The organism is Kosakonia sp. R1.Fl, from assembly GCF_023516815.1.
In the GTDB taxonomy this organism is placed as follows: Bacteria; Pseudomonadota; Gammaproteobacteria; order Enterobacterales; family Enterobacteriaceae; genus Kosakonia.
On record NZ_JAMGSQ010000001.1, the window covers coordinates 4,469,167 to 4,492,278 of the forward strand.

Genomic DNA, 23,112 nt, shown 5'->3' on the forward strand with positions numbered 1-23,112 from the left:
GGAATTACCTTAATTACTTTTTTATTTTGCGATCGCGACGACATCACGAGAAATTAAATTCCTCGCGATATATTGCAAAAGCAAAAAACCTGTGCAAATCTTGCTCTATCCGATATTGCAGATATCAGTCTGATATACCAGACAATAATCATCCGCTACTAACGGGTATTCTCAGAACCAAAAGGAGCAGCGTTGCATGACGATTAAGCGTTATGGCATTGAAGGCGGCACCGGTACGGGTGGGCAGAAACTGCCGTTCGCACGGGCAGTTGAGGCCGATGGCTGGCTGTATATCTCAGGCCAGACACCGATGCGCGAGGGCGAAGTGGTGGAAGGCGGTATCATCGAACAGACGCAACTGGCGTTTGATAACTGTCTCACCATCATGCGGGAAGCAGGCTATCGCATAGAAGATGTGGTGCACGTCACGGCGGTATTAACCGACGCGCGCTATTTCAGTTCATTTAATAAAGTATTCAGAGAGATATTTAATGATAATCCGCCAGCACGTATTTGTAGCGTGCAGGATTTAGTGGTCGACTGCAAAGTGGAAGTGGATATGAAATGTTTCCGCGCTGACCGCAAATAATTAAAACCGTTAAAACAGGCTGCGCGTTTTTATTTTTTCTTCGCCAACACCAGGACCGCCTGTTATTAATTGATGCTTTTGCTTTTTCACCAGAATATCCCGAAATAATCAGCGCTGCCGCTGCGCGGGCGATCGCCTGACTTATTACGGGTGACACGGTATTACGCCGTCTCGTCAAACATTAAAAGAGAGCATAAAAAATGAATGCAACAACATCGCTGAAATTAAGTGCCGCAGCACTGGCCGGCGCGCTGGTTTTGCTGGCTGCCGCAGGCTGTACGCCGACCGAAGAGAAAAAAGAAGCCGGTGCGGCGCCGCAGTCTGCACTGCAAACCGTCCTGCAGCGCGGCACACTGCGCGTGGGCGACTGCCTGAGCTTTGCCCCGTTTGGTTTTTACGATAAAGACGGCAACCCGGATGGTTATGACGTCGATCTGGCCAAAGCGCTGGCGAAAGAGATGGGCGTCAAACTGGAGATGGTCAACACCACCAGCGCCAACCGCATTCCTAACCTGCAAACCAATAAAGTCGACGTGGTGTTCTGTAACTTCACCCGCAATCTGGAGCGCGCCAAAGAGATCGGTTTCACCAACCCATACGTCGTGGCGAGCGAAGCCATGCTGGTGCGTAAAAACAGCGGCATTCAGTCCGCGCATGACATGGCCGGAAAAACCATCGCCACGGTGAAAGGTTCCACCAACGGCGACGAAGTGCGCAATCTCGGCATCGACGTGAAAATTCAGGAGTACGACTCATCCCAGGCGGCGATTCTGGCGGTGAAACAGGGACAGGCTGATGCGATGATCGAAGATAACAACTTCCTCGCCTATCAGGCGAAGCTCGATCCGTCGCTGACCGTGACCAACGAAGCGCTGGTGCCGCTGGAGTACAACGCCTTCGGCGTGAAACAGGGTGATCAGGTATGGACCAACTATCTGAACGAATTCCTTTTTGAAATCAACGCATCCGGCGAAAACGCACAGCTGTATGAGAAATGGTTTGGCAGTAAACCGCGCTACCCGCTGAATCCGCAATACTGATTGTTCGCCCGCGGTGCAGCAGCCGCTGCTGCACCGCCTGAAGGAGTCACACCATGAGTTATCAATGGCTAACCCTGTGGCGCTACGCCGACACCTTTCTGGACGCTGCCTGGCTAACGCTACAGGTCACGCTGCTGGCGTTTATCCTGGCGGTGGCACTCGGGCTGCTGGCTGCGCTGGCAAAATCCTCGCCGCTGGCGCCGGTACGCTGGCTCAGCCACTGTTACGTCGAGTTCATCCGCAATACCCCGGTGCTGTTGCAAATTTTCATTATCTTTTTTGGTCTGCCGTCGTTGGGTATCACCATGAGCGCCTTTACCGCAGGCGTGCTGGCGCTGGGGATTAACGTGGGCGCTTATCTGTCGGAAACCTTCCGCGCCGGCATTCAGTCGGTCGCGAAGGGGCAGCTTGAAGCGGCGTATATCCTCGGGATCCCGCGCCGACAGATCTTCCTCAGCGTGGTGCTGCCGCAGGCGGCGCGCGCGGTGTGGCCTGCCATTATCAATAACCTGATTCAGTTACTGCTCGGCACGTCGCTGCTCTCCGCCATCGCGCTGCCTGAACTGACCGGCACCGCAACGGTGATCAATGCGCGCACCCTGCTCTACATCCAGACCTTCAGTATTGTCGCGCTGGTCTATCTGGTGCTGAGCAACCTGTTCTCATGGCTTGGCAACATGGCAGGACGCCGGATGTTCCATCCGCCGCTGGTGACGCCGGTAAAAAAGCCCGGCTGGCAGTGGGCAAAAAAATGGCTGATTAACCCTGCGAAACGGGAGAATGCCCTATGAGCGAACTTATCATCAACTCGCTGCCAATCCTGCTGAAAGGCCTGCTCATCACGTTACTGCTCTCTGTCGCCGCTATCGTTGGCAGCACGCTGCTCGGGTTACTGGCGGCTGTGTTACGCACCAGCCGTTTGCCGGTCGCCAGACAGATCGCCGTGCTCTATACCGAACTGTTTCGCGGCACGCCGGTACTGATCACGCTGATGTTTATCTATTTCGGCGTGGCGTACTTCGGCTATGAAATCAATCTGTTCGCTGCCGGGATCCTCGGACTAAGCATTTATCAGGGCGCTTACATTGCCGAAGTATTCCGCGCCGGAATTGAGGCTGTTCCCAAAGGCCAGTGGGAGGTGTCGTGGATCCTTGGTCTGTCAAAACGCCAGACGTTTCTAAGCGTGATCCTGCCGCAGACGCGCGGCATCGTGCTGCCGCCGCTGGTGGGTCAGTATCTTTCGCTGATTAAAGATACCTCGATTGTCAGCATGATCGGCATGTCGGAATTGATGCACCAGGGCCAGGCCATTGTCGATCGCATCGGTCAGCCGGTGGTGATTTACGGCCTGGTGGCTCTGCTCTACTTCGTTGTCTGCTTTCCGCTTTCCCGTTGGGTTCAACATCATCAAACCAGGAGCCAGTTATCATGAGCAAATCCGCCATTACGCTGAGCCGGATCACCAAATCCTTTGGCTCAACCCAGGTACTGAAAGAGATAAGCCTTGATGTGTCACCCGGCGAAGTGCTGGTGCTGATTGGCGCATCCGGTTCCGGTAAAAGCACTGTATTACGCATCATGAGTGGGCTGGAAACCGCCGATGGCGGGGAAATCTGGGTAAATGAAGTACCGCTGCATGACCGCAAACGCAGCAGCGAAATCTGTGGCCACGTCGGCATGGTGTTTCAGCAGTTCAATCTGTTCCCCCATAAAACCGCGCTCGGTAACGTGACGCTGGCGTTGATTAAAGCGCAGAAACTGTCCGAGGCCGAAGCCAATAAACGCGGTATGGCGGCCCTGAGCCGTGTCGGGCTGGCCGAGCGCGCGCACCATTATCCGGCCCAGCTCTCCGGCGGTCAGCAGCAGCGCGTGGCGATTGCCCGCGCGCTGGCGGTGGAGCCGAAAATTATGTTTTTCGATGAAGCGACGTCCGCGCTCGATCCCGAACTGGTTGGCGAAGTGATGGAGGTGATGCGCAGCCTGGCGCGTGAAGGTATGACCATGGTGGTGGTCACCCACGAAATGGGTTTTGCGCGTAAAACCGCTGACCGTGTGGTGTTTATGGATCAGGGCGTGATCGCTGAGCAGGGTTCGCCGGAGCAGATCTTCGTCAATCCGCAGAATCCGCGCACCCAGCAGTTCTTATCGCGTGTGCTTGAGCACTAACAGGAGGCATGATGTCGATTCACTTTCCCCTGCAGGCGGACGGCGCGCTGGATGCGCTGCAACCTGCGCCGCGTTTTAAATCGGTCGCCGGATCCGGTAATCAGCCGCTGGCTAACGGTGTCCAGGTCTTTAACAGCCCGGATGTGTTTTCCCCACTGATGGTGATGAAGCAATCCGCACTGGAGAATAACCTGCGTCAACTGGCTGCGTTTTGTCGTGAGCAAGGCGTAATGCTGGCGGCACACGGCAAGACCTCAATGTCTGCGGCGATCCTGCGCCGCGCCGTCACTGAAGGCGGTGCCTGGGGATTGAGCGCCGCCACCCCTGCGCAGGTTCGCGCCTTGCGCCAGTTCGGCATTCGTAACATCTTCCTCGCCAATGAACTGGTCGACCCTGCCGGCATTCGCTGGATAGGCGAATGGCAAAATCAGCATCCCGACCATAATTTCCTGTGCTACGTCGATTCGCTACAGGGTGTTCGTCTGCTGGAGCAGCATCTCGGCGACAGCCGCATTGCGGTACTGCTGGAAATGTCGGTCAGCGGCGGGCGCACCGGCTGCCGTTCATCCGCTGAAGCACTGGAGATTGCCGCTGCGATCGCTACCAGCCCTGCCCTGCAACTGGTGGGTGTTGCGGGGTATGAAGGCGCGCTCGGTGCCGGACGTGATGCCGCAGGCGTGCAGCGCGTCAAAGATTACTGCCAGATGCTGATCGCCACGGCGGCGCTGCTGGCTGAAAAAAAGTTGTTTGCCAGCGAGCAGATTATCCTCAGTGCCGGTGGCGGCGCATGGTTCGACGTGGTGTCGGCGTGTTTTACGGCTGCGAATCTGCCACTGCCCATGACGCCGCTGATTCGATCCGGTGCTTACATGGCGCACGACAGCGGACTGTACGCGCGCATTGCGCCTTTTGCGCAGCCCGGGGCTACGCATCATTTCACCGCCGCGCTGGAGATCTGGGGACGGGTGTTGTCGCGCCCCGAGCCAGGCCTCGCGTTTGTTGATTTCGGACGCCGCGATGTGCCGTTCGATCAGGATCTGCCCAATCCGCTGTGGGTGCGCAACGTCGATGGCAGCGCCCCGCGTGCAGCGTCTGGCATGCGAATTAGCGAGGTGAACGATCAACATGCCTATTTGTTGCTGCCGCAAGAGGATGCGTTAAAGCCCGGCGACTGGGTGGGCTGTGGCATTTCGCATCCCTGTACCGCCTTCGATAAATGGCGGTATTTGCCGCTGGTAGATGATGATTACTGCGTCACGGATTCACTGGAAACCGCATTCTGAGCCAAACATCGGGCGGTAACGGCGCGATATGTCGCACTGTTTTTACCTGTGCGACTGCACCGCGCTTATCCGTTCTTTAACTGGCACGACATGCAGGCCGGGAAGCGCTTATTCCGGCCAGTACGATTCGGCTTTCACTTTTAATAAATGGCGTAAACGCTGCGCTTCCTTTTGCGGTGGGCACCCAAAGAACCGGCTGAATTCTCTGCTAAATTGTGTCGGACTGAGGTAGCCAACCCTGAAAGAGGCTTCGCTGGCCGTGACATTGCGCTTCACCATTAAAAAGCGCGCCTGGTGCAGCCTGATGGAAATCAGATACTGTTTTGGTGTTGTGCCAGTGAATGCCCTGAAATGGCGATGAAAAGAGGGAGAACTCATGCCCGCTTCTTTCGCCAGCATCTCCACGTCAACAGGCTCCATAAACCGGGTATGCATCGTGCGAATAGCGCTGGCAATTTGCCTGAAATGCCCTTTTCCGGAAAGTGCCGCTCTGATGGAGGCTCCCTGCGTATCAATCAGGACGCGATAATAAAGTTCTTTCAGAATACCCGGCCCCAGAATTCTGGCCTGCTCTTCATCAGAAAGCGCCCGCAGAAGGCGATATACCGTATCGGCCAGTTCTTCTCCCAGCGGGCTGGAAAACATGATTCCCGCCTGCTCATTTTCGCTTACCTCGCTTTCGCCCATTTCAATCAGTAATTCGGCAATCGTGGCGACATCAAGCGATACGGACATAGCCAGCAGCGGTTCTTGCTGGCTGGCAGTCGTCTGGCTGTTGAAAGGAAGCGGTGCTGAGACCACCAGATAATGCCCGGGATCGTAGGTAAATTCCCGCCCGCCCATCAGACCGGTTTTCTTTCCCTGCAGCACAATAACAATGCAGGGTTCATAAAGGACGGGCGTGTGGGGCATCGACGCATTGACCCGCAACAGTTTTATCGCCGCCATCCGGGTGCGCGAGTAGCCCTCATCAGGCGCAAGCGCCAGCAAAGCAGGGATCATTTTTCGCGTAAGGCTTGAGGTAAGACCGGACACTGCGCCCCCTGAATATACAAAAAGATAATTTTTTGCGTTTGCATAAGATTATCGAACCCAATTCTGACAGAAAAAGATAATCTTTGTACAGGAACCTTCATTGTTGCATCGCTCTGCTTCTCATACTCTTTTTGCAGCAAAACATAGAGGAGAAGTGATGCAAGTTCATTCTGAATCAAGCGCCTGGCAGGAACTGACCGGAAATGTCGTTTCGAGGCATCTCGCGACCATCTGTCGCACCGCTTTTCCCTCTCAACACTCATATCAGCTGATGAAGACGATGCCATTCAGGCGACGCAATGCAAAATTTGAGGAAGAAAAATGGCAGATTTTTTGGGATTAACGAACAAAGTGGCAATCGTCACGGGCGCCGCAGGGGATATTGGCAGGTCCACCGTAAAACGTCTCGTCAGCCATGACGCGAAGGTGCTGGCGCTGGATATCGACCCGGCGGTTCATGCACTGGCACAGCGCAATCAGGTGGTGACGCAGATATGCGATGTCAGCCAGGAACAGGAAGTGATCAGCGCTCTCACTCTCGCGCAGGCGGCATTCGGCAGCGTGGACATTCTCATCAACAATGCGGGCAAGACCCTGAATAAGCTCGCTACCGAAACATCCGTTGAAGAGTGGGACAGCATTATGGCCATTAATGCCAGAGGGTATTTTCTCCTGAGCCGGGAAAGCCTGAAGGTAATGCAGCCCCGCAGGCAGGGAGCGATTGTCAATGTGGCGTCTGTCGTGAGCATGGTGGGCATGAAAGCCACGTCCGCTTATTCGGCCTCTAAAGGCGCCATCGCGCAACTGACGAAAGTGCTGGCGCTGGAAGCCGCTGAGTATGACATCCGGGTTAATGCCGTCGCCCCCGGCGTCGTCGAAACAAATATTCTGTCCGGCATAGTGGAAGACAGTCGGGCGACGCTTGCCAGCTACGGTCACGCGCATCCCCTTGGACGAGTGGCTCAGCCGGAAGAAATTGCGCAAGCCATTATCTGGCTTGCCTCACCGAAAGCGAGTTTCGTGACGGGAACGGTATTAATGGCAGACGGCGGTTATACGGCACAGTAACAAGGAGCCAGTGATGAAAAAGCAGAGCATTTTAGTTGTCGGAGCCGAGAAAGGGCTGGGTCACGGGCTGACAGCAGCCTATCTGGAGCGGGGCTGGGACGTTTTCGCCACCCATTTACCGGATGCGGACATCTCCGCCCTGCGCGCGCTGGCAGAGAGCTACCCTGGCAATCTGATGACCGGCGAGGTGGATGTCACCAACAGCGCCCATATCGGGCCACTTCTCGACAGGCTTCGCGAACGGCAGTTTGACGTTATTTTTATGGTGGCCGGTATTTACGGTCCCTTGCATCAGTCCGTGTTGCAGGCATCTGACGCGGAATTCCAGCAAATTATGCTGACCAATGCGTTTGGCCCTGCCCGCCTGGCCCGGCACCTCCTGCCGGTACTTAAGCCTGCGGGAAGTCTGGTTTTCATGTCGTCGCACCGTGGCAGTATCGCCAGCAATACCGAACCGGGGATCGGTCTTGAGCTTTACCGGGCCAGTAAAGCGGCACTGAATATGCTGGCGCGTTGTATTTATAGGGATATCAGCCAGGGAGCACAGACGGTGCTCTCCATTCATCCTGGCTGGGTGGCGACGGCGATGGGCACGCTGGATGGTACGGTGGACGCGGAGATCGATGTAAAAACCAGCGTCAATGGCATGATCAGTGTGATTGAGCAACACCGCAACGCCAGAAACCACTTATTCCTCGATTACGAGAACAACCGCTGGCCCTGGTAATAACCGACAAAGCAGCCTGTATCTTTTCCAGGTTTACCCCGGCCCCGGGAATACACATCCGGGGTTAGCCTGTTGGCGTTATTCAGAGAGCCGGAGGGATTGCTCAGGCCTCAACCCGCCTGTCGTATTTATTTTCCTCCGCATGCGTTCGATCGTATTCAGCCTGCGCCAGTGCAATGGCCGGACCAAACTCCTGCGCCCAGTTCGCCAGCGCAACAAAAGGCTGCTGCAGTGACTGCGCCAGCGGCGTAATGGTGTATTCCACACTCACCGGATGCGTGGAGAGAACGTGACGATCGATTAAACCGTTGCGCTCCAGACGTTTCAGCGCATCGGCCAGCGCCTTGTGGGTAATTCCGTCCAGCCGTCGGCGAAGTTCATTGAACCGGCAAGGTTCCGTACACAGCACCGTCAGAATTAATATCGACCATTTATTGGTGATATGTTCTAACACCAGGCGGGTATTTCGTTGTTCTATCAGGCAATTATCGTGGTTTTCTGGCATAGCGGTATAGTCACTTATAGTTGGTATAGCGAAAGTGCGTAATTGATATTAAGTATAGAATTTATATCATCTGTTTTCGAGACCTCAACCGGAGAAATCAGATGGGCAAGATAGAGAAAAAAGTCGCTGTGGTACTTGGTGGTGCAAAAGGGATTGGGCTGGCGATCAGCCAGCGTTTAGCCACCGAGGGGGCTGTTACCTGGTTCACTTCACGCCGGGCAGAAGAGCTTGCGACAGCCAAAAGCAAAATATCAGGAATCGCGATGCCGCTGCAGGCCGATGTCAGTCATAAGAACGAACTGAGCCGTATCATGCAGACCATTGCTGAAAAATCAGGTCAGATAGATATCCTGATCATCAATGCCGGAATGTCGGAATACGCCCCGCTTGAAGAGGTAAGTGAAGAGCATTTTGACCAGACATTTGGCCTGAATGTTCGCTCCCCCGTTTTTGCCCTGCAGGCAGCATTGCCTTTGTTGAAACCCGGCAGCAGTGTCGTTCTCATTGGTTCTATTGCTGATGTTCTCGGCACACATGGCTATGGCGTCTACTCGGCCAGTAAAGCCGCGCTGCGCTCTTTTGCCCGCACCTGGACACGCGAACTTGCCGCGCGCGGTATCCGCGTTAACGTTGTTGCACCCGGACCGATAGACACTGACATGATGGCCGCAACCTCTGATGAGGTGCGTAAAGGCTTAACCAGCGCAATACCACTTGGCAGAATGGGCCAGCCTGAAGAGGTAGCCAACGCTGCATTTTTCCTCGCCAGTGACGAGAGTTGCTATATAGCAGGTGCTGAGATTTGCGTTGATGGCGGCATGACGCAGGTTTAAGTATTCATACGACGGCCATCCGGGGATGGCCGCTCAGAGTAGCGGCAAGATCAGATAATGTCGGCTATCCAGTCGGCAAATGCGCGCACGGCGGGAGAAAGAAAGCGTTGATGCGGATACAGTAAAGTGACCGGTACTGGTGGCGGTTGCCAGTCTGCAAGTACCTCAATTAACCGTCCTTCCTGCAGATGCTCTGAGACAATGCGCCCGGCAAGCTGCGCCAGTCCGAAACCGTCAAGACACATTTTTATATAGAGCCCTGTTTCGTTAACAGCCGCATCGCCATTAACAGGAACGGACAGCGTCTCAGTGCCACGCGCAAAACGCAATTCACCCGTACGCCTGGCTGAGCCGGAAAAGTAATGGATCGCACGATGCTGCAACAATTCGTCGGGCGACTGCGGAATCCCGTATTCCCTGAGATACGCCGGAGAGGCACAGGTTACCCAGCGAAACCGGCTAAGCGGACGAGCTACCAGCGTGGAGTTATTCAGCTCCCCCGTTCTAAACAAACAGCCGCCTCCTTTTTGCAGAAACCTTCCTGCCGCTGGCGCAGTCGCGCTGGCAGGTATGAAACGCATGAGCATGATTTATTACGCAATCGCCTTTGCTGCAGGTCTCGGGATCACCTGCGCCGTCAAAGCATGACGGCGCTTTTTTAAAGTGAAATAAGCGGAATTTGCCGGTTTACCAGAAAGCCGGTTCACTGCGTACACAACGTAACGACCCTGCTTACCGCATGCTGGCAGAACTGAACCGGCTGGTCTTTAATACCGCTGACCAGGCTTGTCATGTCGCGAGTCCGGCCTGTGTCACTAATGTGTCACCTTGCCGTCATGGCGATGTCGTGTGCAGTGCCAGCCTGATATGTCAGTCTCATCACCGGCATTGCAGTGGACGTTAACAGCGATGAGTGTCGTTGAAAAATTAGGGTGTGACGGTTCACCGGTGCTGAAAAAAAAGATCCACTTTCGTAACCGGGACAAATTATGGATATGGCACATTTTTTAAGAGAAACACCCGTATGGGTATGGATATTGCTGGCCTTTTTACTACGTCGCGGTTTTGCTGCGCTTTATGACCGGAAGATGGCAATCGGACGATTGTTTTTACTCCCGATACTTTTTCTTGCCTGGGGAGCGTATGGCATTATCACCGAGACGGAGCGGGTTGGAGTAAGCCTTACAATGATGACCGCCGGGCTGTTTGCAGGCACCGCACTCGGATACCGATTATGGCGCTCACAGCCACCGCTGAGAAAGACAGATAATCCAGGCATGATTATCAGAGCCGGGACACCGCTGACTCTGGGATTGATTGTGATTGCTTTTAGTATGAAGTTTGCCCTGACATCGGCCCTTTATCTGCAGCCTGGATTAAGGTCAACCACCAGCTTTTGCATGTTGTTTGGCGGGCTGACGGGGCTTATTGACGGAATATTCTGGGGGGGAACCCTGAGGCTTTACCTCCCCTGGTACAGTAAAAGATGATTTATGCACGCCACTCGTTATTGAAATCCACCCGACTCGCAGAATCAACGATGCTGTGCCTTGCCCTGCTGATGTACTGGCCAGGCTGGTCCCGGCCAGCATCCCGGTAACGGGACAGTCTGCTTTTTTCTCAGTGAGCGTCAAAACCGATAATACAAGCTATCTGACAGGCGGCTTTGCGCGTGAGGCGGACATTTTTTAACCATTCAAATTAGCGTTTAAAGCGCCACTGGCATCAAATCTCAAAGCCCTTTCACTGGTCTGTTGGCGAATAATTAGGTGTTGAGATGCCTGCCTGAACGAGATTGACTCTCCTGAACGAAAAATGAGGTTTGGCATTTTTGCCGTTACGCCATTATAAGTACACATTCACGATGTCCACTTACTCTATCTGATGAGCAATTTTATGAATGAAGACAACGCCTGGAGCAAGCGCTATACGCTCACTGTGGGAAGCACGCCAAAAGCAATATGGCAGGCCTTTGTCGATACCGATAACTGGAAGCGATGGAACCCAGGCGTAAAGTCAATCACTATCGAGGGGCCATTTCATACGGGAACATGGTTCACGATGACGTTACCTGAAGGAGAAGTTGTCCGCAGTCAGCTTACTGATGTTTCTGAAGAAAAATATTTTATTGACGAGACCAGGGTGGATGAAACACGGGTCAACGTTGAACATCGTATTGAGGCATCCGGATCCGATGAAAGTATCGTGATTTATGCGATCAGCACCCATGGCCCCCAGGCTAAGGCTTTTGGCGAGGGGATCAGCTCGGACTTCCCGGAAGTCATGGCGGGGTTGGCTAGATACCTGGCCGAAACAGATTCAATGTAAATGATATCTGAATTCCTGTTTCGTCGGCGGGTGGTTGATAATCCTGACGGAATTGCCACAGAGCATAACGGTTTGGTACATGCTGGCATTTATTAAGTCATCAATTTGAGAAAAATTATGAAAAAATCGATAGTTCCTGAAGAATTTCAGCATTATTTCGACGACTGGCACTTCTCCCCGGTCATCGAAGCTGATGGCACAGTGTATCTCTCAGGCGTTACCGCGGCACGCAAGGACAAACCGATAAGTAAGCATCCTGAAGAACAATTCCACGATGCGTTTTATAAGCTGGGTGTTTATTTAAACGCCGCCGGTTTGGGCTATGAACATATACTTGAGATGACCACTTTCCATATTGATCTTAAAAAACATATAGACGTTTTTTCTAACGTAAAAGATGAGTATATAAAGGCCCCATACCCGGCATGGTCCGCCATTGGTGTAGCAGAATTCATTCCAGAAAACGCACTTGTGGAAATGCGAATTGTGGCTAAAAGGTAATTTCTGCATGTCATATTTTATGAGGGCTTCACTGTGAGTGCTAAATTAATTGAGCCTTTGATGTCGGATTTATATATCCTGGAGCCCTTAGAAAAATCTCATGCTAATGAAATGTATGCAGAATTATGTTCTATTGACGATTATAAGTTTATACCGACCAACCCACCGGCAAACCTGGATGAGTTGACAGCGCATTATGAGAGAATATCTCAGCGTTACTCGCCAGATAAGAGTCAAATTTGGCTAAACTGGGTGATTATACATCGGCAGTCTGGTGCATATCTTGGATATGTCCAGTCGACCATTATGGTTGAAAAAAACTGGGCATATATTGCTTATCATGTGTTTGGCAGGTATCAAAAAAGAGGAGTGGCGAAACAGTGTGTGCGCATAGTAATAGATTTTTTATTTAATAATTATAAGTTATCTCATGTCGACGCATTGATTGATTCCCGTAACCTGGCCTCAATTGGTTTAGTGGAATGTTTGAAACTAAAGAAAATCAATGAGTTGAAAGATGCGGATTTCTTCAAAGGATCAACAAGCAATGAGTTTCATTATAGAGTTTTTGATAATGAATGGGCGACGAAAGCGTGAATTTATAACGATAAATAACAGGAACTATGAAAAATGATTAACCGACAGAAAAATAAAAGACGCTCATCTAATAATTATTGAAATTGTCACCCATTTAACTATTGAAATATCGCTATTCGCAATACCATTCCCCCCATCACATAGTTGCCTGTAAACCCCGTTCAAATAAGAAGCATGTTTATTTTGAGCTTCCTCCGGCTAATCAAACTATCAATATACTTGCAAGGTCCATACGCTTTTCGCACGAACGCGTCGGCCCTGGGCAGGCATACCTGCTCAGCGCAAAAAGCAGACGCTGTGCCTGTTGCATCACGCATCCCTTAATCGTGACTACCTGAATTGGTAGCCACTCTCCTCTTTCGAACCTGAAAACTTGTGGCGTCTCGCGAGCCTGGGTATTCTCATTCAGGGCTCGTGCTGCCCGCCGCTCGCTTCCTGAAAGGAAAAGGTGAAAGCATGTTTGTTCTCAACCTCATTAATTTTAAAACTCTTGATGGTCGGGACGTGGTAATGCGAGCACCACCATTTCCTGACAGCAGGAGGAAATATGTTTTCTATCGAGCAAGCCAAACAAATGGCGGCAAAATTAAAAGCCTCTCTTGAGTTGCGTGAACATACAATGTCTTATTCCACCGCGCTCGAAACGGTTGCACACCAGTTAGGCTTCAGAGACTGGAACACAGCGGCAGCAACGTTGCCCCCGCAGATCCCAAAGTCTCAAATCCAATTCAGTAAACCCATCCCCATCCTGCGAATTTTTGATGTCCGCAAAGCTCAGGAGTTCTATCTAGAATTTCTGTCATTCAGCGTTGAGTTTGAACACCGGTTCGAGCCTGGCTTACCGCTGTATATGGGCATTGCCAGAGAAGGGTTGCAGTTACATCTTTCTGAACATCACGGTGACGCCAGCCCGGGCGCAACGATATTTATCCCTTTGAGTAATATTGCGTTGCTCAGAGATGAACTCCACGGCAAACAATATGGCTACGGTCGCCCGGAAATCGTGAAGCAAGGCTGGGGAGACGTCATGGAAGTCCACGACCCGTTTGGCAACCGGCTGCGCTTCTGTCAACAAAGCTAGTTTACCCTTCTTAAATAGGGGAGATCGCCACCAGCGCTTTCCCCCTTATTACGCCATTTGTGGGTGGCACAAGCCTGCCCGTCGACAGCACAACCTTTTTCGCCATGTGCAATACGCGAACACCGGGTTTCGGACAAATACCCGCGTCTGGAAGATTCATTTCTCTCTTATCCGCACCGCTATGTGCCGCCCGTTCTGCGCGCGGTTATAGAAACGTTGAGAATTTAACGGATAAAGTGGATGTATCTCATGGTAGCTAAACGGTGTCCGTTTTTACTCCAGCCCTGACGCAGGAAAGCGGTGAGCGAAAGGCTGACGTCTGGGTAGTGGTGAAAATGACACGACAGGATGAAGAATGTTTCAGACATAGCAACGTGCTCTTAACGCCAGGTTGCATGTCAATCAGAGAGCACGCGCTCATTTGCCGTTTTGCCCTTCCCCATTGTCATCTAAAAATTCAGGAATATTTAATGAAATCTGAAGTTCGCCCCTACAGACGCTACCTGAACATTTTTATGCTTACCGTTGCGCTGGTTCTCTTTACGACAGGATATACACCTCTGGCTCACTCTGCAGGCAACAAACCTGTGAATATCGCAGTTTATCGGGGGGAAGCGGGTTGCGAGGGCTGCTCAGAAATGGTTGTAAAATCGCTCGTTAATATCGGCCTGAAACTCGCCATCAGCTACATCGGCGAGAACGAAAAGCTCAAATTAAACCGCCAGAACCTGAAGAAGTTTGATTTGTATATTCAGCCCGGAGGCGGACAGGATATTCCTGCGGCTTACAATGCGATAGGTAATGAAGGCGCTGACGCTATCCGGGAATTTGTGCGTTCTGGTAAGGGTTATCTTGGGTTATGTATGGGCGCTTATCTTGCGGACAAAGACTGGATAGGGCTTATTAATGCTCCCCTTGATTCAGAAGCTGGCCGGCCGGGTGCAGAGGCTAATGACGAAGGCGATTACACGCTTTCCGTTAAATGGGGAGGCAAAGAGGAATCGTTTTACTATCAGGATGGCCCCTATCTGAGTAACAGTACTAAAAGCCCCGGCTATACCCCCATCGCTTATTACCTGAATGGTGACGTTGCAATGGCGGCCTACACCTATGGGAAAGGTAAGGTTGTGCTTACCGGGCCTCATCCAGAAGCTGACGAAAGCTGGATTGATGCAAGCAAACCCGGGTATATCCCTGCAGCAAGCAAAATGACACGCTTGCTGAAATATCTGGACCCGATGTAAGACTAAACGCCAGCGCCGGGAAATTGCGTCTTACAATTTTGAGAATTGGGTGCGAATTCACAAAGCTTACTCACGCGTAATGCAAGACAACCGCAGTACCTGTTCGCTTTGCTTTATTGACCGGTAAGCATGCGGATTTCGCAGCAAATCTTCGCATTGCTCACACCTTAAGCGAACAGTCATGAAAGCTTAAAATCTTGCTTGACCGTTTCAGTACAACTCCCTATAGTAGCGCCCCGTTGCCCCCAGTACTGGCTGGCAGCGATACAATGTGGTGAGGTGTCCGAGTGGCTGAAGGAGCACGCCTGGAAAGTGTGTATACGGCAACGTATCGGGGGTTCGAATCCCCCCCTCACCGCCATCATTCAAAGAAGAGCTCGCATGCAAATGCGGGCTTTTTTTTCGCATATCGCACTCCCGCAGAGGGGATGAGAAGCCCCGACCGGGGTTCGACAACTGGCGCAGCCAGTTGGACAGACCAGGAACGCAGTGAGTGGGCTGCCCGTACAAAAACGCCGGCAGCGTTTTTGTACCACGCTTGCGTTGGCCCCGAAGGGCCGAGTAATAATGAGCGCAAATCAATCTCCCCTCGCCACATTCTGAGTGTCATAAACAGACATCGCTCATGACAAAAGGTCAATATCAGCGCACAGAGCGAAACAAATATCGGCGTTAAATCTCGTGCTGTCGCCATTGCCTGACATGGTCTACCAGGGCGCGTAGTTTAGGTGCCATATTGCGGCGTTGCGGAAAGTAGAGATAGAAGCCAGGAAAATAAGGCAGATAATCATCCAGCAATGAGACAAGCTGCCCGCTTTCAACAAACGGTCTGAACGTATCCTCCGTGGCGAACGTAATGCCGCCACCGGCAAGCGCCAGCCGCAGCATCAGGCGCAGATCATTAGTGGTGATCTGCGGTTCAATCGCCAGGCTGAAAGGTTCTCCCGCCTCCTCAAATGCCCAGCGGTAAGGGGCGACATCTTTGGCAGGACGCCAGCCGATACACCGGTGATGGATCAATTCACGCGGATGTGTCGGTGCGTTGTTCGTCGCGAGATACGCGGGCGAGGCAACCGCCATTTCACGTTGCTTTTCGGTAAGCGGGACGGCGATCATATCCTTTTCAATCACCTCTCCAAGCCTTACGCCCGCATCATAACCCGCAGCCACGATATCAAACTCTTCATCCGTCACGACAATATCAACCGTCACGGCAGGGTTGGCCGCCGCAAACGAGGCGATCAGCGGACCGGAAAGAAACGCTTCGGCTATCGAGGTCACGGCAATGCGAAGGCATCCGCGCGGCATATTCTCCGACGCGACCTCTTCGAACGCCGTTTCAATACTGGATAACGGCAATGACAGGGACTGACGCAGCCGTTCTCCCGCCTCCGTCAGCGTTACTGAGCGCGTCGTACGCATGACCAGCATTGTGCCGAACGCATCTTCAAGCCGCCTTATTCCCTGGCTGATCGCCGATCGGGTGACGCCCAGGCGAGCAGCCGCCGCGCTGAAATTACGCTCTTCTGCCACCGCGATAAAAACCGGTACAAGGTTGAGATCAATTTTCATTGTTTAACGCTGCTAACCAGTGAGTCCAGTAAAAGCAGGATACTGGAACCAATCGTTACGTTCTATGATCGTTTCGAACTCAACTGAAGGAGCATGCTATGGAAAAAGTGATATTAATTACCGGCGCATCCAGCGGGATTGGCGAAGGTATGGCCAGAGAGCTGGGCAACGCAGGCGCGAAGGTGTTATTAGGGGCTCGCAGACTGGAGCGTATCGAAGCCATTGCCGCAGAAATACGCAGCGCGGGCGGTATTGCCGAAGCGCGTGAGCTTGATGTCACCCGCCGCCAGTCGATGGCCAGCTTCGTGCAGGCGGCGCTGGATAAATGGGGCCGCGTCGATGTTCTGATCAACAATGCGGGCATCATGCCGCTCTCTCCGCTTGCCGCCGGCAAACAGGATGAATGGGAGCAAATTATCGACGTGAATATCAAAGGCGTGCTCTGGGGCATTGGCGCTGTGCTTCCCGTGATGCAAGCGCAGGGCTCCGGTCAGATAATCAATATTGGCTCTATTGGTGCCCTTTCCGTCGTGCCAACCGCAGCCGTCTATTGCGCCTCAAAATTCGCAGTACGCGCGATTTCGGATGGTTTACGCCAGGAAAGCCCAAATATTCGCGTGACCTGTGTCAATCCCGGCGTGGTGGAAAGTGAACTTGCCTCAACCATTACGCATCCGGAAACCCGGGCGGCGATGGATGTGTACCGTTCTGTGGCACTTAAACCAGCGGATATAGCCCGTGCCGTGCGGCAGGTCATTGAAGCCCCTGAGAGCGTGGATACAACAGAAATAACCATCAGACCAACCGCATCAGCCAATTGATATTCCTGTCTTATGACGGGTGTTAATGTCCGTTCTCATTTCTGCGCAGAGTCGGGGTCAGGGTCATGCCGTGAAGGTAGGGGAATCGCTTATCTCCCCTACTGGGTGGCTGACCCTGATAATAAAGCCGGTTTATTGCCCGGAGTCAGCAGAACATCCCGCAACATCTTCTGGAAAATATGCTCTACAGGTGACCTGAATACCTGTACTGGCAATCCCCTACCCACCTGGCTACTGGTATCGCAATGGCTTTCTTTTGACGATCAGACTGCCCACTTCCCGCACATAACTGAACATCGCTTCCCCCAGAACGGCCCCCTTTGTGGCAGAAAAAACATTTTAAACATTAAGGTATAATCGTCTACCGGGAGGATGAGCACAGTAACGCCTGTTAAGTGTCTGGATAATGGGTCAGCATTGATCCGTCGTATGGTTGTGAGGCGCCATGATGAGCCAGACCATAATTAAATAGCCGCCAGTGCGCCACGGATTTGAACGGTGAATCTGAGTTCAATAATCCGTGCGCGGATACATACGTTGCATCCATCCGGCGTGCCGGAAACTCTTTTTTACAGGGCTCGTTACGCGTTGATTGCTTCAAAAAAATTACCGCATTTGTTATATTGTTGCTCATTGCTTATTCACCTCTGCGGTGCCAAAAAGAACAAGATTCACCGCAACCCAGGATTATAAAATGTTAGATTACCGCTTCCCGACAGCTTTGCAGATGGTTCTCAGCGTAGCGATGGCGGAGCAAGTGGGTGAACGTTCGACGAGTGCGATTCTGGCCTACGGCCTGGAAGCGAATCCGAGCTTTATCCGCAAATTAATGGTGCCGCTCACGCGTGACGGCATTATCGTCTCAACGCTTGGCCGCAACGGGTCTATTCACCTTGGCCGCCCGGCGGAAGAGATCACCCTGCGCGATATCTACCTTTCCGTCATCGAAGATAAAAAACTGTGGGCGTCGCGTCCTGACGTACCGGCACGTTGCGTGGTCAGTGCTAACGCCTGCTGGTACTTCAAGTCTATCGCCGAAGAGGCGGAGCAGGCGTCGTTACAGGTATTAGCGCGCCATACCGTGGCAAGCGCGCTGGAAGAGGTGAAAAAAGCCGATACCAGCGGCTGGGATCCCGTGCCGGAACTTATTGCCCAGTATAAAAAAACCTCTTAATCATTTACTTATTGCGAAAAAAACCGCCTTCACAATGAAGGCGGTTTTTTTGTATCTGCAACTCTTTACGCAGGCAAAACGTCATTTACCGGTTTGCCGCGCGTCACAAATTTACGCAGCGTAACGTAAAATACCGGTGTTAAGAACAGACCAAACAGCGTCACGCCCAGCATACCGGAGAACACCGTGATCCCGGTGACGCCGCGCACTTCTGCACCCGCGCCGTGACCGAGGATCAGCGGGATCGTGCCGGCAATAAAGGCGATGGAGGTCATAACAATCGGGCGTAAACGCAGGCGGCAAGCCTCCAGCGCCGCTTCCATGATCCCTTTCCCCTGAATTTCCAGCTCGCGGGCAAACTCCACGATAAGAATCGCGTTTTTACACGCCAGCCCCATCAGTACCACCAGACCAACCTGCACGAAGACGTTGTTATCGCCACCGGTCAGCCAGACGCCAAACAGCGCGGATAGCATGGTCATCGGGACGATTAGGATCACCGCCAGCGGCAGCGTCCAGCTTTCATACAGTGCGGCCAGCACAAGGAAAGCCAGCAGAACCGCGACCGGGAAGACGATCAGCGCCGTATTGCCCTGAGTGGCCTGCTGGTAGCTCAGATCCGTCCATTCAATATTCATCCCGTTCGGCAGGATCTGCTTAGACATCCCGTCCAGTTGCGTCATCGCCTGCGAGGAAGAGAGAACGCGAGGATCGGCATCACCAATGAGATCCGCCGCCGGATAACCATTGTAGCGAATCACCGGATCCGGCCCGTAGGTGGTACTGATATTCACCATACTGCCGATCGGCACCATTTCGCCCTGATTATTACGGGTGCGCAAATTCGCAATATTTTCCACGCTGTCGCGGAACGGCCCGTCGGCCTGCGCCATCACGCGCCAGGTACGGCCAAACTGGTTGAAATCGTTAACATAGGACGAGCCCAGATAGGTTTGCAGCGTACCGAACAGATCGGTTAACGACACGCCCTGCGCTTTCGCTTTATCACGATCAACCTGCACATCCAGCTGCGGAACGTTAGCCTGGTAGGTTGAGATCGGGAAATGCATCCCCGGCGTCTGCATAATCGCACCAGACATGGTGTTCACCGCACTTTGCAGCGCGCCATAGCCAAGACCGGCGCGATCCTGGATGTAGAGCGAATAGCCAGAGCCCTGACCCAGCCCTAAAATCGGCGGCGGCAAAATGGAGAAACCAAAGCCCTGCTGGATCTGCGCGATTTTTGCGTTGATCTCAGCGTTAATTTCCGCCGCAGTATGTTTACGCTGATCGAACGGTTTCAGGCCAAAAAAGACCGTCCCGGTATTCGGCGTATTGGTGAACTGCAACGCGTTTAGCCCCGGAAAAGCGACCGCATAATCCACGCCTTCGGTATTCATACCGATTTCGCTCATTTTGCGGATCACCGCATCGGTACGAGCCAGCGAAGAGCCTTCCGGCATCTTCACGCCGCCAATCAAATAGAGCTTATCCTGCGTCGGAATAAATCCGCCGGGTACGGCTTTAAACATGACGCCAGCAGCACAGAGCAGCAGCACATAAACGACAAACACCGCGCCACGTCGACCAAGCGTTTTACCCACCAGCCCCTGATAACCGTTCGAGCTACGATGGAAAAAGCGGTTAAACGGACGGAAAAGCCAACCGAACAGACGGTCAATGAGCCTCGTCGGGAAGTCTTTCGGTGCGCCATGCGGCTTCAACAGCAAGGCAGCCAGAGCCGGAGAGAGTGTCAGCGAGTTGATGGCGGAGATCACCGTCGAAATCGCGATCGTCACCGCAAACTGTTTATAGAACTGACCGGTTACGCCGGAGAGAAACGCCATCGGCACGAACACCGCGCACAGTACCAGCGCAATCGCGATAATCGGCCCGGACACTTCTCGCATCGCCTGATGCGCCGCCTGCAGGGGCGCAAGCCCCTCTTCGATATTTCGCTCGACGTTTTCCACCACCACGATGGCGTCATCCACCACGATACCGATAGCCAGTACCAGCCCGAACAAGCTCAGGGCGTTAAGCGAAAAGCCGAGCAGGTAGAGAATGCTGAACGTGCCCACGACCGAGACCGGCACCGCGATCAGCGGAATAATCGACGCGCGCCAGGTTTGCAGGAACAGGATCACCACCAGCACAACCAGCACCACCGCTTCCAGCAACGTTTGCACGACCGCGCGAATGGAATCGCGAACAAAAACTGTCGGATCGTAAGGCGCCGCCCATTTCATATCTTCCGGGAAACGCGTGGCCAGTTCGTTCATTTTGGCGCGTACCGCGTTAGACAAATCGATGGCATTCGCTCCCGGAGACTGGAAGATACCAATCCCGACCGCGTCTTTATTATTAAGCTGGGAACGCAGCGCATAGCTGCCGGAACCCATTTCAATACGCGCCACGTCGCGCAGGCGTACGACCGAACCGTCTTGCGCCGTTTTCAGAACAATATTGCCAAACTCGTCTTCCGTGTGCAGACGCCCCTGGGCGTTAATGGAGATCAGGAAATCGCTCTCTTTCGGCAGCGGCTCCGCGCCAAGTTGCCCGGCGGAAACCTGGACGTTTTGCTCCTGCATCGCCGTCACCACGTCAGAGGCAGTTAACCCGCGAGCCGCCACTTTATTGGGATCCAGCCAGATGCGCATCGCGTATTCGCCCGAGCCGAAAATCTGAATCTGGCCGACGCCGGGCAGACGCGCCAGTTCATCCTTCACTTTTAGCGTGGCGTAGTTACGCATATACAGTGAATCGTATTTACCGTTGGGCGAAAACAGATGCACCACCAGTGTCAGCGTCGGCGATTGTTTCTGGGTGGTGATGCCCAAACGCCGCACATCTTCCGGCAGACGCGCCTCCGCCTGTGATACGCGGTTTTGCACCTGAACCTGCGCCTGATCGGGATCCGTACCCGGACGGAAAGTGACGGTGGTCACCAGTACGCCGTCGGAGCCTGCGACAGATTTCATGTACATCATGTTTTCAACGCCGTTGATTGCTTCTTCCAGCGGCGTCGCCACCGTCTCGGCAATCACTTTCGGGTTGGCCCCCGGATACTCCGCGCGCACCTGCACGCTTGGCGGAACAACGTCAGGGTATTCGCTCACCGGCAACAGCGGGATGGCGATCAATCCTGTGACAAAAATCAGGATCGACAGCACCGCGGCGAAAATCGGCCTGTCGATAAAAAAGCGGGAAAAGTCCATGTGTCGGATTCTCAGGTAAGGGATCAGTTGAGGGCGGCGCTGGCGTTCATGGCAACGGTTTTCGCGTTAACCGGCATCCCCGGCATAAACACTTTTTGTAAACCATCGACGATGACTTTATCGCCAGGGTTCAGCCCCTTCTGCACGATGCGTAAACCGGCGGCCAGACGCCCCGGCGTGATATCGCGACGCTGCGCTTTCCCGTCTTTATCAACGATATAAACATATTTGCGATCCTGATCGGTCAGCACCGCTTTGTCGTCGATAAGCGTGGCTTTGAATTCAGCGCTGCCCGGCAGACGTACGCGGGCAAAAAGCCCCGGTGTGAACTGACGCTGCGCGTTATCCAACAGCGCGCGCATACGGATCGTGCCGGTACTCGGCGTTAACTGATTATCCAGAAAATCCACTTTGCCCTGATGCGGGTAGCCATCCTCACCGACAAGGCCAATTTCCACCGGTAGCGCCAGGTGATTACTGGACGCCCCCTGCCCGCTGCGGGCGAGGTTTTGATAGTGGAGGTACGTCGACTCATCCACGTCAAAGTAGACGTAAACGCTCTTCTGTGAGACCAGCGTGGTGAGGACGCTGGCGCTGTCACCCGCCGTGACCAGATTTCCGCTGGTGATCAATGCCCGGCTGGCGCGACCATCGATAGGCGCGGTCACTTTGGTGAAATCCAGGTTCAGTTGCGCGGCATCCACTGCCGCCTGCGCGGCGCGAATGTCGGCCTGCGCCTGAATGGCGGCCGAACGGCGCTGCTCCCACTCCTCACGGGAAACCAGATGGGTGTTGATTAATTTATCGGTACGGTTCGCCTCACTTTGCGCCAGGCTGGCCTGCGTTTTGGCTCTCGCCAGCGTCGCCTGCGCCTGTTCCAGCGCGGCGCGATAGGTTCTGTCATCAATGGTGAACAGCACCTGACCCTTTTTCACTTCCTGGCCGTCGGTGTAATTCACTTTATCAATGTAGCCGGAGACGCGGGGGCGGAGCTGAACACTCTCCACCGCTTCAATCCGACCGTTGAAACTATCCCACTGGCTAATAGATTTCACTACCACGTCAGCGGCGCTGACGGCGGGAGCTTGTGGCACGGCATTTTGCGCGACACCGTTATCACATCCGACGAGCAGTACGGAGAGAAACATCGCTCCCAGTGCATTCAGATGATACTTAACCCAAGGTTTCTGCAGGCTCATTATTTTTATTCCGCTAATTGTAGCCGCCGGGCAAGACGCAGCGGGAGACGCTACGCCACTTCCTTTGTCCGGGCTGGCTTCAGGCCATTTGTGCCGTTCATCGCCACAAAACTGTAACAGTTGCCAATACA

At 53.3% G+C, this 23,112-nt stretch carries 22 protein-coding genes, 1 tRNA gene and 1 pseudogene; 18 read left to right on the plus strand and 6 right to left on the minus strand.

All coding sequences use genetic code 11. The features are described 5' to 3' along the window. Window positions 1-196: 196 nt before the first annotated feature. The 6 genes from M8Q36_RS21140 (at window position 197) to M8Q36_RS21165 (ending at window position 5,078) form a co-directional block, all read left to right on the plus strand. The gene (locus tag M8Q36_RS21140; RefSeq protein WP_249882261.1) at window positions 197-589 is read left to right on the plus strand and encodes a RidA family protein; all 393 of its coding nucleotides are present in this window, start codon (window positions 197-199) and stop codon (window positions 587-589) included. 200 nt (window positions 590-789) lie between these two features. Further along, window positions 790-1,629: an ABC transporter substrate-binding protein gene (locus tag M8Q36_RS21145; RefSeq protein ID WP_249882262.1), complete on the plus strand. Its 840-nt coding sequence runs from the start codon at window positions 790-792 to the stop codon at window positions 1,627-1,629. Window positions 1,630-1,682: 53 nt separating this feature from the next. Continuing rightward, entirely contained in the window at window positions 1,683-2,420 is a 738-nt protein-coding gene (locus M8Q36_RS21150; RefSeq protein WP_249882263.1) for an amino acid ABC transporter permease, read from the plus strand. After that, window positions 2,417-3,061, plus strand: coding sequence for an amino acid ABC transporter permease (locus M8Q36_RS21155; RefSeq protein WP_249882264.1), 645 nt, complete (start codon window positions 2,417-2,419; stop codon window positions 3,059-3,061). The genes M8Q36_RS21150 and M8Q36_RS21155 overlap by 4 nt, the downstream gene beginning before the upstream one ends. Further along, complete coding sequence (locus tag M8Q36_RS21160) at window positions 3,058-3,795, plus strand: amino acid ABC transporter ATP-binding protein (protein ID WP_020457349.1); 738 nt, start codon at window positions 3,058-3,060, stop codon at window positions 3,793-3,795. The genes M8Q36_RS21155 and M8Q36_RS21160 overlap by 4 nt, the downstream gene beginning before the upstream one ends. A gap of 11 nt (window positions 3,796-3,806) precedes the next feature. Continuing rightward, window positions 3,807-5,078, plus strand: a complete 1,272-nt coding sequence (locus M8Q36_RS21165) for an alanine racemase (protein ID WP_349654611.1) — start codon at window positions 3,807-3,809, stop codon at window positions 5,076-5,078. Window positions 5,079-5,186: 108 nt separating this feature from the next. On the opposite strand, the gene M8Q36_RS21170 is transcribed toward M8Q36_RS21165, so the two are convergent. After that, window positions 5,187-6,080, minus strand: a complete 894-nt coding sequence (locus M8Q36_RS21170) for an AraC family transcriptional regulator (protein WP_283946115.1) — start codon at window positions 6,078-6,080, stop codon at window positions 5,187-5,189. Window positions 6,081-6,434: 354 nt separating this feature from the next. On the opposite strand from M8Q36_RS21170, the gene M8Q36_RS21175 reads away from it, so the two are divergent. Beyond that, on the plus strand, window positions 6,435-7,181 hold the full coding sequence (locus M8Q36_RS21175; RefSeq protein WP_249882267.1) for an SDR family NAD(P)-dependent oxidoreductase: 747 nt from the start codon (window positions 6,435-6,437) through the stop codon (window positions 7,179-7,181). Between the two features lie 13 nt (window positions 7,182-7,194). Continuing rightward, window positions 7,195-7,908, plus strand: coding sequence for an SDR family oxidoreductase (locus M8Q36_RS21180; protein ID WP_249882268.1), 714 nt, complete (start codon window positions 7,195-7,197; stop codon window positions 7,906-7,908). Between the two features lie 103 nt (window positions 7,909-8,011). Here the strand turns inward: M8Q36_RS21180 and M8Q36_RS21185 are convergent, their stop codons facing one another. Next, complete coding sequence (locus tag M8Q36_RS21185; protein ID WP_097407850.1) at window positions 8,012-8,413, minus strand: winged helix-turn-helix transcriptional regulator; 402 nt, start codon at window positions 8,411-8,413, stop codon at window positions 8,012-8,014. A gap of 101 nt (window positions 8,414-8,514) precedes the next feature. On the opposite strand from M8Q36_RS21185, the gene M8Q36_RS21190 reads away from it, so the two are divergent. Next, complete coding sequence (locus tag M8Q36_RS21190) at window positions 8,515-9,246, plus strand: SDR family NAD(P)-dependent oxidoreductase (RefSeq protein ID WP_249882269.1); 732 nt, start codon at window positions 8,515-8,517, stop codon at window positions 9,244-9,246. Between the two features lie 50 nt (window positions 9,247-9,296). On the opposite strand, the pseudogene M8Q36_RS21195 reads toward M8Q36_RS21190, so the two are convergent. Beyond that, window positions 9,297-9,779, minus strand: a pseudogene (locus M8Q36_RS21195) (LysR substrate-binding domain-containing protein); the annotation flags it as partial. A 456-nt stretch (window positions 9,780-10,235) separates the two neighbouring features. Between M8Q36_RS21195 and M8Q36_RS21200 the strand changes: the two are divergent. From M8Q36_RS21200 to M8Q36_RS21235, 7 genes are all read left to right on the plus strand, one after another. Continuing rightward, complete coding sequence (locus tag M8Q36_RS21200) at window positions 10,236-10,736, plus strand: DUF6622 family protein (protein WP_249882270.1); 501 nt, start codon at window positions 10,236-10,238, stop codon at window positions 10,734-10,736. 406 nt (window positions 10,737-11,142) lie between these two features. Then, a complete protein-coding gene (locus M8Q36_RS21205) occupies window positions 11,143-11,574 on the plus strand; it encodes an SRPBCC family protein (protein ID WP_249882271.1) in 432 nt (143 codons plus the stop codon). 117 nt (window positions 11,575-11,691) lie between these two features. Then, window positions 11,692-12,075, plus strand: coding sequence for a Rid family hydrolase (locus tag M8Q36_RS21210; protein WP_065368812.1), 384 nt, complete (start codon window positions 11,692-11,694; stop codon window positions 12,073-12,075). Window positions 12,076-12,108: 33 nt separating this feature from the next. After that, the gene (locus tag M8Q36_RS21215) at window positions 12,109-12,672 is read left to right on the plus strand and encodes a GNAT family N-acetyltransferase (RefSeq protein WP_249882272.1); all 564 of its coding nucleotides are present in this window, start codon (window positions 12,109-12,111) and stop codon (window positions 12,670-12,672) included. A 547-nt stretch (window positions 12,673-13,219) separates the two neighbouring features. Continuing rightward, window positions 13,220-13,753 carry a glyoxalase superfamily protein gene (locus M8Q36_RS21220; protein WP_249882273.1) on the plus strand — a complete coding sequence of 178 codons (534 nt, stop codon included), beginning with the start codon at window positions 13,220-13,222 and terminating at the stop codon, window positions 13,751-13,753. A gap of 470 nt (window positions 13,754-14,223) precedes the next feature. Next, on the plus strand, window positions 14,224-14,997 hold the full coding sequence (locus M8Q36_RS21230; RefSeq protein ID WP_249882274.1) for a BPL-N domain-containing protein: 774 nt from the start codon (window positions 14,224-14,226) through the stop codon (window positions 14,995-14,997). Between the two features lie 273 nt (window positions 14,998-15,270). Continuing rightward, window positions 15,271-15,358 (plus strand) — tRNA-Ser (locus M8Q36_RS21235). A gap of 311 nt (window positions 15,359-15,669) precedes the next feature. On the opposite strand, the gene M8Q36_RS21240 is transcribed toward M8Q36_RS21235, so the two are convergent. Next, window positions 15,670-16,569, minus strand: coding sequence for a LysR family transcriptional regulator (locus M8Q36_RS21240; RefSeq protein WP_249882275.1), 900 nt, complete (start codon window positions 16,567-16,569; stop codon window positions 15,670-15,672). A gap of 98 nt (window positions 16,570-16,667) precedes the next feature. Here M8Q36_RS21240 and M8Q36_RS21245 point away from each other — a divergent pair, with 98 nt between their 5' ends. Both M8Q36_RS21245 and oqxR read left to right on the plus strand, forming a co-directional pair. Then, a complete protein-coding gene (locus tag M8Q36_RS21245; protein ID WP_249882276.1) occupies window positions 16,668-17,390 on the plus strand; it encodes an SDR family oxidoreductase in 723 nt (240 codons plus the stop codon). A gap of 694 nt (window positions 17,391-18,084) precedes the next feature. Next, entirely contained in the window at window positions 18,085-18,564 is a 480-nt protein-coding gene (gene oqxR / locus M8Q36_RS21250) for an efflux pump transcriptional repressor OqxR (RefSeq protein ID WP_020457333.1), read from the plus strand. A gap of 65 nt (window positions 18,565-18,629) precedes the next feature. On the opposite strand, the gene oqxB is transcribed toward oqxR, so the two are convergent. Beyond that, entirely contained in the window at window positions 18,630-21,782 is a 3,153-nt protein-coding gene (oqxB, locus tag M8Q36_RS21255; protein WP_249882277.1) for a multidrug efflux RND transporter permease subunit OqxB, read from the minus strand. Between the two features lie 23 nt (window positions 21,783-21,805). Beyond that, entirely contained in the window at window positions 21,806-22,981 is a 1,176-nt protein-coding gene (gene oqxA / locus M8Q36_RS21260; protein WP_020457331.1) for a multidrug efflux RND transporter periplasmic adaptor subunit OqxA, read from the minus strand. Between the last annotated feature and the right edge of the window lie 131 nt (window positions 22,982-23,112).

Coding starts and splice junctions, on each gene's coding strand:
- M8Q36_RS21175 (WP_249882267.1), top strand. CDS start 6,435: ATGGCAGATTTTTTGGGATTAACGAACAAAGTGGCAATCGTCACGGGC.
- M8Q36_RS21180 (WP_249882268.1), top strand. CDS start 7,195: ATGAAAAAGCAGAGCATTTTAGTTGTCGGAGCCGAGAAAGGGCTGGGT.
- M8Q36_RS21155 (WP_249882264.1), top strand. CDS start 2,417: ATGAGCGAACTTATCATCAACTCGCTGCCAATCCTGCTGAAAGGCCTG.
- oqxA (WP_020457331.1), bottom strand. CDS start 22,981: ATGAGCCTGCAGAAACCTTGGGTTAAGTATCATCTGAATGCACTGGGA.
- M8Q36_RS21240 (WP_249882275.1), bottom strand. CDS start 16,569: ATGAAAATTGATCTCAACCTTGTACCGGTTTTTATCGCGGTGGCAGAA.
- M8Q36_RS21185 (WP_097407850.1), bottom strand. CDS start 8,413: ATGCCAGAAAACCACGATAATTGCCTGATAGAACAACGAAATACCCGC.
- M8Q36_RS21220 (WP_249882273.1), top strand. CDS start 13,220: ATGTTTTCTATCGAGCAAGCCAAACAAATGGCGGCAAAATTAAAAGCC.
- M8Q36_RS21145 (WP_249882262.1), top strand. CDS start 790: ATGAATGCAACAACATCGCTGAAATTAAGTGCCGCAGCACTGGCCGGC.
- M8Q36_RS21230 (WP_249882274.1), top strand. CDS start 14,224: ATGAAATCTGAAGTTCGCCCCTACAGACGCTACCTGAACATTTTTATG.
- M8Q36_RS21170 (WP_283946115.1), bottom strand. CDS start 6,080: ATGATCCCTGCTTTGCTGGCGCTTGCGCCTGATGAGGGCTACTCGCGC.
- oqxR (WP_020457333.1), top strand. CDS start 18,085: ATGTTAGATTACCGCTTCCCGACAGCTTTGCAGATGGTTCTCAGCGTA.
- oqxB (WP_249882277.1), bottom strand. CDS start 21,782: ATGGACTTTTCCCGCTTTTTTATCGACAGGCCGATTTTCGCCGCGGTG.
- M8Q36_RS21200 (WP_249882270.1), top strand. CDS start 10,236: ATGGATATGGCACATTTTTTAAGAGAAACACCCGTATGGGTATGGATA.
- M8Q36_RS21140 (WP_249882261.1), top strand. CDS start 197: ATGACGATTAAGCGTTATGGCATTGAAGGCGGCACCGGTACGGGTGGG.
- M8Q36_RS21190 (WP_249882269.1), top strand. CDS start 8,515: ATGGGCAAGATAGAGAAAAAAGTCGCTGTGGTACTTGGTGGTGCAAAA.
- M8Q36_RS21150 (WP_249882263.1), top strand. CDS start 1,683: ATGAGTTATCAATGGCTAACCCTGTGGCGCTACGCCGACACCTTTCTG.
- M8Q36_RS21205 (WP_249882271.1), top strand. CDS start 11,143: ATGAATGAAGACAACGCCTGGAGCAAGCGCTATACGCTCACTGTGGGA.
- M8Q36_RS21210 (WP_065368812.1), top strand. CDS start 11,692: ATGAAAAAATCGATAGTTCCTGAAGAATTTCAGCATTATTTCGACGAC.
- M8Q36_RS21160 (WP_020457349.1), top strand. CDS start 3,058: ATGAGCAAATCCGCCATTACGCTGAGCCGGATCACCAAATCCTTTGGC.
- M8Q36_RS21165 (WP_349654611.1), top strand. CDS start 3,807: ATGTCGATTCACTTTCCCCTGCAGGCGGACGGCGCGCTGGATGCGCTG.
- M8Q36_RS21245 (WP_249882276.1), top strand. CDS start 16,668: ATGGAAAAAGTGATATTAATTACCGGCGCATCCAGCGGGATTGGCGAA.